The following is a 12,913-nucleotide window of genomic DNA, read 5'->3' on the forward strand; positions in this document are numbered from 1 at the left end:
GCGTCACCTCGCCTGATGACGTTCAAGCTTACGGGCTTTGCACGGTAATTGCTTCGCGTATCGTTGACAAATTTGCGCCGGTTTCACATGATTCATTCAACAAAACTACATTTTGAGAATTAAACATGCAACTTGACGAGTTCGACGAGAAAATTCTCGCAATCCTGCAGGAAGACGCCTCGCTGTCCGCTGCGCAGATCGGCGAGCGCATCGGTCTGTCGCAGTCGCAATGCTGGCGACGGATCGACCGACTCGACGCCGAGGGTGTCATCGAGCGTCGGGTCGCGCTGGTCGATCGCAAGAAGGTCGGGCTGAACGTGATGCTGTTCGCGCATGTGAAGCTGGCCGGACACAATCGCAACGCGCTGCCGGAATTCTCGAAGGCGATCCAGGCGTTTCCGGAGGTCCTCGAATGCCACGTGCTCATGGGCAACGTGGACTTTCTGCTGCGCATCGTCACGCGCGACGTCGATGCCTACGAGCGATTCTTCTTCGAACGACTCTCGCAATTGCCGATGGTCCAGGAAGTCAACTCGATGATCGCGCTCTCGCAGATCAAATCGACGACGGTGCTACCCATCGGCGATCGCGCGGTCGGCCTCGGCGCCGGCGGTGCCGGCAATATCGGTAACGCGAGTGGTTCGAGTGGTGCGAGTAATGCAGGTAATTCATGACACCGGCATGACCGCCGGGTGGCGGGGCGCCGTCGTTCGGCGGGCGAAGCGTCGGCGAACGTCGCATGACCGCGACGCACGGCCCGCGAGGTTGGACACTGCCGTTGCAAGCCTCTATGCTTAAGCATCCACCTATGGGAGCCATGCATGAAACGTTGGTTAGGAATGACCGCAGTCGCCGCCATCCTGGGTATCACGGCCTGGTGTTTCATCCCCGCTCACGCAGCCCTCAAGAACGGCGCGCAGGCCCCTGACTTCGCGACTCAGGCGTCGCTCGGCGGGCAGGTCTTCACATTTTCCCTCGCCGATGCCCTGAAGAAGGGCCCGGTCGTGCTGTACTTCTATCCGGCCGCCTTCACCACCGGCTGCACCATCGAAGCGCATGATTTCGCCGAAGCGACCGACACGTTCAAATCGCTGGGCGCGACCGTGATCGGCGTTTCGCACGACAACATCGAGACGCTCAACAAGTTCTCCGTGTCGGAATGCCGCAGCAAGTTCGCCGTGGCCGCCGACACCGACCAGCACATCATGCGCGCCTACGACGCCGTGCTGGCCCTCAAACCCGATCTGGCCAACCGCGTCTCGTACGTCATCGCCCCCGACGGCAAGGTGATCTACAGCTACGTGAGCCTCAATCCCGAAAAGCACGTCGCCAACACGCTCGATGCCGTGCGCAAGTGGCGCGCCGCCCATCCTTCGTGAGGGCAGCCATGAAAGTGTCAGCACGCGCCCAGACGCGTAGCGAGGAACTCGCCAACAGCGTCAGCCACGGCATCGCCTGTCTCGCCGCGCTCGCAGCGATTCCGTTCCTCTTCACGGCGGTGCGCCCGCCGATGCCCACCACCGTGCAGCAGATCGGCATCGGCGTGTTCGCTGCGACGATGGTCATCGTCTATCTGGCGTCGGCGCTGTATCACGGGCTCCCCGACGGTCGGGCGAAGCGCCTTTTCATGCGGGTGGATCACTGCGCCATCTTTCTCTTCATCGCCGGCACCTACACGCCCTTCACCATCAAGATTCTTCACGATCCGTGGGGCTGGCCGCTGCTCACCGGCGTGTGGAGCATGGCCATTGCGGGACTCATCGCCAAGTCGCTCGGGCTGCTCGATCGGCCGCTCGTCTCCACGTTGCTCTACATCGCGCTCGGCTGGATCGCCGTGCTCGTGGCAGGACCGGTCCTCGCCGCGATTCCCGGGCCGGGCGCGGGATGGCTCTACGCGGGCGGCGCCGCCTACACGATCGGCGCGATCTTCTATTCGTTCGACGGGCACATCAAGTTCGGCCATCTGGTCTGGCACCTGTTCGCCATCGGCGGCACCGCCTGCCATTACCTCGCGGTGTGCCGCTACCTCTGACGGCCGGTATCGGTGGCGTCGGCTGCGAGCGCCCCGCCTCGCGCCGCAAGCTTCTCGGCAAGTTTCCCCGCCAGGTGGTCGCATCGAGCGATGAGCGCCGGATCGCCGAACATCCGGCACGCCCCTCGCATGCGATGCACGACTTCCTGTGCCGCCGTCAGATCCTCGTCGCGCCGCCCAGCCAGCAGACGTCGAAAGCGGGCGAGATCCTTTGCCATTTCGCCCCGCATCAAACGACGCGCATAAGGATCGTCTCGCAGCGCGGTGATACCCCTGCCGCCCGATGAGGACGTGGGGTCCGCCCCAGTCCTGCCCCCGCCCCTGCCTGCCGCCCTGCTCGTCGTCGCGTCGACCCGGTCCGGGCTGTCGGCATCGCCCGCTTCACCGAACGACGGCCAGCGCGCAGCCAGCGCCTGCGTCAACCGCTGGCGCGAGACGGGTTTGGTCAGCACCCCGTCGAGCCCGGCCTCTCGTGCGGCGCGCGCCGACACCACCGAGCCGGTGATCGCCAGCACGACAGGCACCCGCCGCGCCAGGACAGGCCCCAGGACATGCAAGCTTTTGGCGAGCGTCAGACCCGAGCCCTCGCCGAGTTGGATATCGGTAAGCACGACGTCGAAATCATCGGTGATCCACCTCAGCAACGCCTCGGTGAAATCCGCCGCGCGGTGCACCTCACAGCCGAGTGCGCCGAGCTGGTCGGCAAGCACTGCGCGGTTCATGACGTGGTCGTCGACCACCATCGCACGCAATCCACGCCGCACACCGACATCGACGACCGGCACCTCGCCGGGATCCACCGCTGGCCATGGCGCCGGCGTGCCGCCGGTAGCAAGGCGCGGCGCAATCGTCTCGGGCGCCGCCGCCGCTCCGGCCGCGGCGATCGGAGCGACTGGACCTTTTGCATCAAGGGGTCCTACCGGTCCGTCTGGTTCGTCCGGTCGGTCCGGTCCGAACGATCTGAACGGCGCGCATGGCGTGGACAGTGCGGCTGCCGCAAACGGCGCGAACGGAACGGACAGGCGAAAGTGCGCCCCGGTCGATGACGGTTCCGCGCGCAGCACGCCCCCCAGGCGCTGAGCCCATTGCCGCGCAATCCACAGGCCCAGTCCGACGCCAGGTGTTTCGCGATCTGCGCGAGAGAACGCCGAGAACACGGCATTCTCCATACCCGCCGGAACGCCGGGGCCGCTGTCGGCGACATCGAGCGTCAAGTGCCCTGCACGCGCGCGGCCTGACGTCTGCCCCGCAATCCGCTCGTCACCGTCTTTCGCGGTCGTTTCTTCCACCGCCGTCCACGATGCGGCGACCGCGACACCGCCGCAAACGGTGTACTTCAACGCGTTGTCGAGCAACACCCGCAGGATCTGCCGCAAGCGCGCGGCGTCGCCGTGCAGCATGACGGGGACGTCGTCGGCAATGGAGCAGGTGAGATCGAGGCCCTTTGCGTGCGCCTTCGTCACGAACCAACCGACCTCTTCGTCCAGGCAGGCGCGCACCTCGAAGGCCGCTTCGCGCAGCGGCAGGCACGGGGCGTCGCCCTGCCCCAGATGCAACACGTCGTCGACGGCCGAGGCCACCACATCGAGCATATTGCGCATGGCACCGAATCGTTCGCGTACCGAAGCGAGTTCACCGCCGGGCCTCCGCTCGCCTCGGGCTCCCCGATGCCGCCGTCGGCCTCGACCATTCGCGTCGCCCCGTCCGTCTCCTTTGTGCTGCCTTACCGGATCGTCGAGATCGCTGGAATCGCTGGAATCGCCCGAACCGTCCGGGCCACCGACTTCGGCCCGCCCGCCAGACCCGCCCCGCTCGGCCTGCGCACAGAGCGCGTCGAGATGGCTCTGCAGCACCTGCAGCGGCGCCCGCAGTTCGTGGACCAGGGCGAGATGGAAGGTGGCCATATCGAGCGCCCCCGTGCCGGACGCCGCCCCCGGTCCCGAGCCCGCCCCGCCAGCCATGCCATCGCCCGGACCGTCCCCCGGACCGGTTGCTTCGAGTTCGCCGCGCCCCACCCCGGGATCGCCGCGCAAGGATTTGAAGTTATCGAGATTCATCGCGTCGTTGACGCCTCGTCACGATTCATGCGCTTCGGCGTCCTGAAGAACAGGAAGAAGCCCTGAGTGTGGGCGTTTGCCGGCGCTTTGCGGTCGAGCAAATTCCGATCTTCGCTTGCGTACCCCGCGCTTTCGGATTCGCCCGAGGCGAGACGACTCAAGTTCTGCCTCCCATCTGCCGATAATCCCTATGCCCCGTCATGCAATCTCCGACAGACGGGGAGGCCGCGCGCACTCCTACGCGACCCGGGCACACAATCCATCGATCCATATGTATAAAAACATTACGATTCGGACCAGCCTGACACTGGTCTTAGGTTTGCTTGGTGCACTGCTTGTACTCGTCAGCGTTCTGGGCCTTCAGGCACTGAGCTCCAGCAACGACTCCCTGAGCAGGATGGCCACGGAAGACACTCCGGCGCTGGCCGAACTCAAAGGCTCGAGCGAGCAGATCCTGCGAACTCGCCTGTCGATGGCGACCTACGCGTCGTACGTCAGCCTGGGGGCGGACCCCGACGAATCGGACAAGGTCCTCAAGCGCGGCACCCAATACATCGCGACGTCGGATGCGCTCTGGAAGGATTATCTGAATCGTCCCAAAGAAGATGCGCACGAAGCGGAGGTCGCCAAGACCACCGACGAGAAGCGCAAGGCCTTCTTCGACAAAGTCATCACCCCCGCGCTCAATGCCCTCAAACAGGGCGACGTGGCCGGCTTCCATCAGATTCAGGCGCGTGTCGCGCCGGCCGCCTACAACGCGCTCGACACGGGTATACGCGAGTTGCAGGACATCCAGATCGCCCGCCAGAAGGCCCGCTACGAGGCCGCACAGCAGCGCTACAACCTGATGCGTATCGCGCTGGCCGCCACGCTGATCGTCGCGCTGGGCCTCGCCCTGTGGGGCCGCGCCATGCTCGCGCGCGCCGTGCTGCGGCCGATCCGCGAGGTCATTTCGCATTTCGAACGCATCGCGGCGGGCGACCTCAGCCAACGCGTCGAGCAACGCACCAACAACGAGATGGGCCAGCTCTTCGGGGCGCTGGGTCGCATGCGCGACGGCCTCGCCAGCACGGTCGGCACCGTCCGCGAGAGCACCGAGGCGATTCACGCCAGCGCCCGCGAGATTGCGGACGGCAACGCCGATCTGTCGCAGCGCACCGAATCGCAGGCGTCGTCGCTGGAGCAGACGGCCGCGAGCATGGAAGAGCTCACCGCCGTCGTCAAGCAAAACGCCGAGAACGCCCGCGCCGCGAGCCAGTTGGCCGTGACGGCATCGGATACCGCGTCACGCGGTGGTGAAGTCGTGCAGGAAGTCGTGACGACGATGCACGACATTGCCGAGGCGTCGCAGAAGGTCACCGACATCCTGACGGTCATCGACGGCATCGCGTTCCAGACCAACATCCTCGCGCTCAACGCCGCGGTGGAAGCCGCCCGCGCGGGCGAGCAAGGCCGCGGCTTCGCCGTGGTGGCCGGCGAGGTCCGCACACTGGCGCAGCGCAGCGCGTCGGCGGCCAAGGAAATCAAGGGCTTGATCGAAGCCTCGGGTAGCCGTGTGGAGACCGGCACCCGCCTGGTGGAGCGCGCCGGCGCAACGATGGTGGAGGTCGTGCAGTCGGTCAGGCGCGTGACCGACATCATGGGCGAGATCTCCGCGGCCAGCGTCGAACAGTCGAGCGGGATCGAGCAGGTCAACCGCGCGGTCACACAGATGGATGAAATGACGCAGCAGAACGCCGCGCTGGTGGAAGAAGCGTCAGCCGCCGCCGCGGCACTCGAAGCGCAAGCGGCACGTCTGCGCGAGTCGGTTGCGTTGTTCCGTCTGTCGTCGCATGAAGCCGTGTCTGCTGCCGCTACCATCGACAGCGGCAACGCCACCCCGTCGGGCTCACTCGCCCTCGCCGCCTGAGATCCGCGCGCCGCAGACGGCTTGCGGTACCCCCTATGTGAAATGGTCGGGGGTGCCGCAGGCGACCTCGGGGTCCCTATCCCCGTCGGAACTCGCCGACCTCCCCGCGCGCCCACCACAAGCGATGCGGGCAGCCTCAGAGGCTTGCGCGCTGCTCGAATCCCGCCAGCGGCGTCTCGTCCACCCACGCCTTGTCGACGTCGCAAGACGACACCTGCGCGCCCGGGGGCCCATGGCGCATCCAGTCGCAAAACGCCAGCAGTTGCGTGGCGTCGCCCTGCGCGATCGCCTCGACCGTGCCGTCGCGCCGGTTGCGCACCCAGCCGCGCACACCGATCCTGCGAGCCTCGGCCACGCACGCAGCGCGAAAGCCCACCCCCTGCACCCGTCCATGCGCCACGATCTGCCAAGTTGCCGTCATGGGTCCTCCCGCGATGAATCGACAGTAGGCGCGGATGTGCGCGACCCGCTGCCGACGCTCGATTTCCGGACGATCAAAAAAGGGCCTGATATCGTGCAGGCCCCGTCATTCATCAAGTTAGCACACGCGGTGCGTCCGTCTAGTAGATGTCGCGTCGATAGCGCCCCTGCGCCGACAGATCGAGCAGCACGTCCGCGCCGATCGCCTCGGCGAGTGCGGCGTCGACCGCGGGCGCCATGCCGGCGAGGCTGCCGCAGACGTAGATCGATGCCCCATCGGCCACCCAGGCGGCGATGTCCTGCGCCGACTCGCGCACCTTGTCCTGCACGTAGACGCGTTGCGCCTGGTCACGCGAAAAGACGCGATCGAGCCGTGCGATGCCGCCATCGGCCAGCCATTCGCGCAGGGTGGCGTCGTGGAAGCTGTCGTGGGCCGCCTGACGCTCGCCGAAGATCAGCCAGTTGCGCACGTGCCCCTGTGCGATACGCTCGGCCAGATGCGCGCGCAGCCCGGCCAGCCCGGTACCGTTGCCGATGAGGATCATGCCGCGCGCGTCGTCGGGGCCGTGGAAACCCGGATTCGGGCGCACGCGCATCGTCACCCCCTCGCCCGACGCCACCCCGTGAGTCAGCCAGCCGGAGCCGAGCCCCAGCGCGCCGTCGGAATTGCGGGCCTGGCGAACCAGCAGCATCAACTTGCCCTCGGCGGGCGTCGAGGCGATCGAGTATTCACGTTCGGGCAACGGCGCGAGACGTTCCAGCCAGTCCTGCAGATCGATGCCGGCGGGCGGCGCGGCAGCGGGCAGCACGCGTTCGCGCAGCGCTTCGCCGAGCGTGGCATCACGCCCGGCCACGTTGACGCGCACATCGGACGCCCAGACGCTGCCCGACAGGAACGCGTCGATGCGCGCGGCGGTGTGGCGCGGCAGCACTTCGACCAGATCGCCGGCAACCCATGTGGCGCCCGGCGGCGGCGTGAACGCCAGGTGATAGACGGGCAAGCCGGCACTGCCCGGATTGAGCTCGGTGCGTTCGACGAGCGGCCACGCCTGGAAGCCCCGCGCGTCGTCCAGTTTCGACGCCACGAGCGGACGGCCCAGCCATTCGCCCAGACGTTCCTGCCAACGCGCCCAGGCGCCGGGGTCGCCGCGATCGACCTCGATGGGCTCGAACGCCGCCACACCGCCCTGCGCGCGCAGCCAACCGTCGAGCTTGCGGCCGAAGCCGCAGAAGCGGTCGTAATGACTGTCGCCGAGCGAGAGCATGGCGAAACGCAACGTCGGCAGCGCCATGGCCTGATTCATCAGTTGCTGTGCGAAACGACGCGCGCTGTCGGGCGGCTCACCATCGCCGAAAGTGCTCACGATGAAGAGCGCCCGCCGTGCGTTGCCGAGTTGCGCCTCGCCGATGCGCGCGAGCGGCTGGATTTGCGCAGGCACGCCCGCGCCCTGCAGCATGCCGGCCGTCTGCCATGCGAGACCTTCCGCCACGCCGCTCTGACTCGCGTAGCCGATCAGCACCCCGTCGTCCGCCAGCGCGCTCGCGCCGGCGTTCGCCCCCTCTCTCGCGCCTGCCGGGCGCGAGGCGGCCAATGCGCGTTTCTTCTTGCGGCGGTCGAGATAGAGCATCCAGCCCGTCACGAAAAAGACCGGCATCATCAAGCTCGAGAGCATCATGATGATGACGCCCGCCTGCCCGAAGAAACTGCCGCGATGCAGTGCATAGATACTGGTCATCAACTGCCCGCCCAGCGTCTTCTGACCGTAGCGCTCCTCGTTCCGGATTTCGCCGGACGCCGGTACGACGTCCATGCGGCTGAAGGCACGTTCGTGCGGCACGGTGTCGTCGAGCCAGGTCACCTGCACCGGGCCGCCAGGCTTTTGCGACGGACGCACATAGGCCTTGGTGTAGTTCGGCACGCGCGCGCTGAAACTATCCCAGACCACGCCCATGTCGTTGGTAGAGGTCGACGCAAGATCCGGCAACGCGGGTTTCCTGCCTTCGCCACGCGTCCCCTGCCCCCCTTCTTGCCGTCACCGGCCTTCGGCGCCTGCGCCGGACGATTGCGAACCGGTTGCTCCACGCCCGCGATCGAGAACAGCATGCCGCGCCACCAGTCGTACGACCAGTACAGGCCGGTCGTGGCCGAAAGCAGGTACGGCACCAGCACCACCGTGCCGACGACCGCGTGCAGATTCCAGAGGAACGGACGGCCGCGCTTCTTGAAGTCGATGTGCAGCCAGGCGCGCCAGTTGCCGATGCGGCGCGGCCAGCGCAGATACAACCCGGAGAGCGCGAGCAGGAACAGCAACAGCGTGGCCGCCGCCGTGATCTGCTTGCCGATGCCGTCGATCGTCAGGAAACGGTGGATGTCCATGATGAAGCGAAAGACGACGTCCGCTTTCGAGCGCCCCAGCATCTGCCCCGTGTACGGGTCGACGAAGTAGGTTTCGCCGCGCGGCCCATCGCCGGTGGATAGGCGCACCCCGACCGCATCTTCGGGCGAGCGCGAGACCATCATGAGCAGAATGCGCCGGTCGGGCACCGCTTCATGCACCCGTGCGACGAGCGCCGGAATGGGCAGCGGCGCCGTATCGCGTACTGGCACCGTCATCACGCCCGGGCTCAGGGCACGGGTCAGTTCGTCGTCGTAGGAAAGCAGCGCGCCGGTCAGGCCGACCACTGCCAGCACCAGTCCGGCCGTAATGCCGAAGAACCAGTGCAACTGAAACCACAGTCTTTTCATCATTTTTGTCGTCCGACGCACGTCCGTACGCCGAAGGTGGCGCGTGCGTGGCAGGTATGTGCCGTGCCGCCGTCCCCGATGGAGCCCTCAGCGGCAATATCGCATGTTATTGCAAACGATTCTCATATTCAATATCGACTTTACTTTCGTCGCCTTGTAGGCCCCTTGTAGGCCTCATCCGACAGCAATTTCATAGATCGGACGACTGTCCGCCACTTTCCGGCCGGTTAGGATGAATTTATCCGCGCGGTCTGAATGCATTCTGAATTCGCTATGAACACGATCTGAATGAAGTCTGAACGCGCTCTGACCGGGCCATTACACCCAGTTACACTCATCGAACCGCCGCACGTCTCGTCTACCCCTTGCCCATGTCCGCCTGATGCTCCGGAACGGCATCGGATACGACCGATCGACCTGCGGCACGAAGCGACGGAGTGCCATGAAGCCCTTAGCGCCAAGCCAGTCCGCCACGTCTGCCGCGTTCGCGACCACGCCGGCCGACACGTGCGACGTCGACGTTGCCACGACGGCCTTCTTCTTCGACCTCGACGGCACGCTCGCCCCACTCGCCGAGCGTCCCGGTGCGGTCCACCTGCCGCACGACACGGCCGCGGTACTCGCCAGCCTGTTCGAGCGCACCTCCGGCGCCGTGGCGGTCGTCTCTGGGCGCACCATCGACGACATCGACGGTCTGCTCGCCCCGCTCAAGGTGCCTGCCGCGGGCCTGCACGGCGCCGAGATCCGCCACGGCGACGGCCAATGGCGGCGCGCGGACGGCCATGCCGAAGACACGGCACAGGTCGCGGCGATGGTCGCGCCGCTGCAGGCGCTGGTCGCCCAACATCCGGGGTTGCTGCTCGAGAACAAGGGCTGCGCCGTCGCCCTGCACTATCGCGGTGCGCCGGAGCTGGCGAGCATGGCACGCGACACCATGCGCGCGCTGGCCGATCTGCACGCGGATCGTTTCGCCCTGCAGCCCGGCAAGCTCGTCTTCGAACTGCGCCCCCGCCATGTCAGCAAGGGCCGCGCCATTACCACGTTATTGAAGGAGCCTCCGTTCGCCGGGCGCACACCGCTTTTCGCCGGTGACGACCTCACGGACGAGGCAGGTTTTGCCGACGTGAACGCCCTTGGCGGCGTCACGATCAAGATCGGCGAGGGGCAGACCTGTGCCCACCATCGTTTGCCGTCGCCCGAGGCGCTCACCGCCTGGCTGCTGACGTTGCGGCACGGCCCGCCTCGCCACACCTCACAGGAGAAAGGAGTATGAGCCGCTTAGTCATCGTGTCGAACCGGGTAGCCCCGATCACCGAGGGCAAACCTACCGCCGGCGGACTGGCCATCGGGGTGTTCGATGCGCTCAAGGACACCGGGGGCATGTGGTTCGGCTGGAACGGCGAGATCGACGCGGAGCCTGCCACCGCTCCCGAGATCGCACACCGCAACAACGTCACCTTCGCCACGGTGCCGCTCACGCGACGCGACTACAACACCTACTATCGCGGCTTCTCCAATGCGACCCTGTGGCCCACGTTCCACTACCGGGACGACCTGACGCGATTCGAGCGCGACGACTACAACGGTTATCGTCACGTCAACGCCCGCTTCGCCGCGCTGCTCGCGCCGCTGCTCGAGCGCGACGACCTCATCTGGGTGCACGATTACCACCTGCTGCCTTTCGCGCAGGCGTGCCGCCAGATCGGCGTGAAGCAGCGCATCGGCTTCTTCCTGCACATTCCGTTCCCGTCGCCGCAGGTGCTGATGACCGTGCCGCCCCACGAGGCGCTCGTGCGCGCGATGTGCGAGTACGATCTCGTCGGCTTCCAGACGGAGATCGACCGCACCGCTTTTACCGATTACCTCGTGCGCTACGCCGGGGCCACGAAGAACGACGACGGCACCCTCACCGCTTACGGACGCAGCCTGCGCACCGGTGTGTATCCGATCGGCGTGTACCCCGACGAGATCCAGCAGCAGGCGACCGCGCGCGCGACCGTCAAGCACATCCTCGATCTGAAGCAGGGCCTGCAGGAACGCAAGCTCATCATGAGCGTCGACCGTCTCGACTATTCAAAGGGGATGCTCGAACGGTTCCGCGCCTTCGAGCGCATGCTCGAGTTATGGCCGAACCAGCAGGGCACGGTCAGCTTCGTGCAGATCGCGCCGCCGAGCCGATCTGACGTAGCCGGTTACGGCGAAATCCGCCGTCAGCTCGAAACGGAGGCGGGCCACATCAATGGCCGCTTCTCCGACATGGCGTGGACGCCGCTGCGCTATGTGAACAAGCGCTACGAGCACGAGGTGCTGATGTCCTTCTTCCGGGCGTCGCAGGTCGGGTACGTCACACCACTGCGCGACGGCATGAACCTGGTGGCCAAGGAATACGTCGCCTCGCAGGATCCTGCCGATCCAGGCGTGCTCGTCCTGTCGTGTTTCGCCGGAGCGGCGCAGGAACTCGACGGCGCGCTGATCGTGAACCCGTACGACATCGACGGCATGGCCGAAGCGCTGCGCACGGCGCTCAACATGTCGCTCTCCGAGCGGCAGTCCCGCTACGAGAGCATGATGGCGAAGCTTCGCGAGCATAATCTGTCCACATGGCGCGACCGCTTCATCGCCGACCTTCGTCAGCCGACGGTCGCCGCCTGCCCAGCCTTGTTGCGCTGCGCCCATCCGGCCGCGGCCTGACGCGCGGTCCGATGCCGCCATCGGCCGATCCTGCACCACCCGCCCCGCGCGGGCGGCGGTGCAACGACCGTTGGCTCGCTGGGTCGGGTCGGCGCACACCCTTGCGCCGGATCGTCGCCGACGGCGGCATTCGCTCAGCGTGCGATGCAGGCGGGCAGGCGATGCGTGCGCCCCTGCGCGCCACCCGGCACTTGCCGGGTTCTCGCGAGACCGTAAGGAGACAAACCATGAGCCCAAGCTCCGGAGATCCGGACCCCGCGGCCACCCCCTATGTCGAAGTGGAGACCGACGGGGCCGTCGCCATCATCACCCTCGCGCGCCCCGGGCGGCGCAACGCCGTGGACCGGGACATGGCCGCCGCGCTGCGCGACGCCCTCCTCGCCTTCGAGCAGGACGACAACGTGAGCGTCGCCGTGCTCTGCGGCAAGGGCGCCGGGTTCTGCGCGGGCGCGGATCTGTCGGCGTTCGACGACCCGCAGCGGCGCAACGTCGTCACCCCCGACGGCAGCGGCGACGGGCCGATGGGCCTCACGCGACGGCACCTCGACAAGCCGGTGATTGCCGCCGTCAGCGGCCACGCCGTGGCCGGCGGGCTGGAACTGGCCCTGTGGTGCGATCTGCGCGTGGCGGACGACTCGGCGACGTTCGGCGTCTTTTGCCGCCGCTTCGGCGTGCCGCTCATCGATGGCGGCACCGTGCGTTTGCCACGGCTGATCGGCATGAGCCGCGCGCTGGATCTGATCCTCACCGGCCGCGCGGTCGGCGCACAGGAAGCGTTTGAAATCGGACTGGTGAACCGCCTCGTGCCCGAGGGTATGGCGCGTCAGGGCGCAGTGGCGCTCGCGCGGCAACTCGCGGCGCTGCCGCAGGGCGCGCTGCGCGCCGACCGTCGGGCCGCCTATGCGCAGTGGGATCTATCGCTGGAAGAGGCACTGCGCCGGGAAGGCGCCGCGGGACATGCAGTGGTGTTTTCGGAGGGAATTGCGGGAGCGAGGGCGTTTCTCAGCGGCGCGGGCCGTCACGGCGCGCCGCGCGACGCCTCCTGACCCGGTCGGGCC

Annotated in this window: 11 protein-coding genes; 7 read left to right on the forward strand and 4 right to left on the reverse strand. The window is 66.9% G+C overall.

The features are described from left to right. Positions 1 to 125 precede the first annotated feature (125 nt). From RO07_RS13835 to trhA, 3 genes are all read left to right on the forward strand, one after another. Positions 126 to 674: an Lrp/AsnC family transcriptional regulator gene (locus RO07_RS13835; RefSeq protein WP_237171257.1), complete on the forward strand. Its 549-nt coding sequence runs from the start codon at positions 126 to 128 to the stop codon at positions 672 to 674. A gap of 147 nt (positions 675 to 821) precedes the next feature. Beyond that, positions 822 to 1,379 carry a peroxiredoxin gene (locus RO07_RS13840; protein WP_039411461.1) on the forward strand — a complete coding sequence of 186 codons (558 nt, stop codon included), beginning with the start codon at positions 822 to 824 and terminating at the stop codon, positions 1,377 to 1,379. Positions 1,380 to 1,387: 8 nt separating this feature from the next. Next, on the forward strand, positions 1,388 to 2,032 hold the full coding sequence (gene trhA, locus RO07_RS13845) for a PAQR family membrane homeostasis protein TrhA (protein ID WP_039411464.1): 645 nt from the start codon (positions 1,388 to 1,390) through the stop codon (positions 2,030 to 2,032). Here trhA and RO07_RS13850 read toward each other — a convergent pair. Further along, positions 2,023 to 4,089, reverse strand: a complete 2,067-nt coding sequence (locus tag RO07_RS13850) for a sensor histidine kinase (RefSeq protein ID WP_147284652.1) — start codon at positions 4,087 to 4,089, stop codon at positions 2,023 to 2,025. The two genes, trhA and RO07_RS13850, sit on opposite strands and share 10 nt — an antisense overlap. A 271-nt stretch (positions 4,090 to 4,360) precedes the next feature. Between RO07_RS13850 and RO07_RS13860 the strand changes: the two genes are divergently transcribed. After that, on the forward strand, positions 4,361 to 5,998 hold the full coding sequence (locus RO07_RS13860; protein WP_072637044.1) for a methyl-accepting chemotaxis protein: 1,638 nt from the start codon (positions 4,361 to 4,363) through the stop codon (positions 5,996 to 5,998). A gap of 136 nt (positions 5,999 to 6,134) precedes the next feature. Here the strand turns inward: RO07_RS13860 and RO07_RS13865 are convergent, their stop codons facing one another. From RO07_RS13865 to RO07_RS25575, 3 genes are all read right to left on the reverse strand, one after another. Next, complete coding sequence (locus RO07_RS13865; protein WP_039411475.1) at positions 6,135 to 6,419, reverse strand: acylphosphatase; 285 nt, start codon at positions 6,417 to 6,419, stop codon at positions 6,135 to 6,137. A gap of 139 nt (positions 6,420 to 6,558) precedes the next feature. Continuing rightward, positions 6,559 to 8,364, reverse strand: coding sequence for a flavodoxin domain-containing protein (locus tag RO07_RS13870; protein ID WP_167369438.1), 1,806 nt, complete (start codon positions 8,362 to 8,364; stop codon positions 6,559 to 6,561). Continuing rightward, on the reverse strand, positions 8,274 to 9,167 hold the full coding sequence (locus tag RO07_RS25575) for a PepSY-associated TM helix domain-containing protein (protein ID WP_052267308.1): 894 nt from the start codon (positions 9,165 to 9,167) through the stop codon (positions 8,274 to 8,276). Before RO07_RS25575 ends, RO07_RS13870 begins: the two co-directional genes overlap by 91 nt. Before the next feature lie 439 nt (positions 9,168 to 9,606). Here RO07_RS25575 and otsB point away from each other — a divergent pair, with 439 nt between their 5' ends. The 3 genes from otsB (at position 9,607) to RO07_RS13885 (ending at position 12,901) form a co-directional block, all read left to right on the forward strand. Then, a complete protein-coding gene (gene otsB, locus RO07_RS13875; protein ID WP_084072611.1) occupies positions 9,607 to 10,437 on the forward strand; it encodes a trehalose-phosphatase in 831 nt (276 codons plus the stop codon). Then, entirely contained in the window at positions 10,434 to 11,855 is a 1,422-nt protein-coding gene (gene otsA / locus RO07_RS13880) for an alpha,alpha-trehalose-phosphate synthase (UDP-forming) (protein ID WP_039411478.1), read from the forward strand. Before otsB ends, otsA begins: the two co-directional genes overlap by 4 nt. A 227-nt stretch (positions 11,856 to 12,082) precedes the next feature. After that, positions 12,083 to 12,901 (forward strand): crotonase/enoyl-CoA hydratase family protein, encoded by an 819-nt coding sequence (locus RO07_RS13885; protein WP_052267309.1) that lies wholly within the window; start codon positions 12,083 to 12,085, stop codon positions 12,899 to 12,901. Positions 12,902 to 12,913 lie beyond the last annotated feature (12 nt).

The sequence above is a fragment of the Pandoraea pulmonicola genome (assembly GCF_000815105.2).
GTDB lineage: Bacteria > Pseudomonadota > Gammaproteobacteria > Burkholderiales > Burkholderiaceae > Pandoraea > Pandoraea pulmonicola.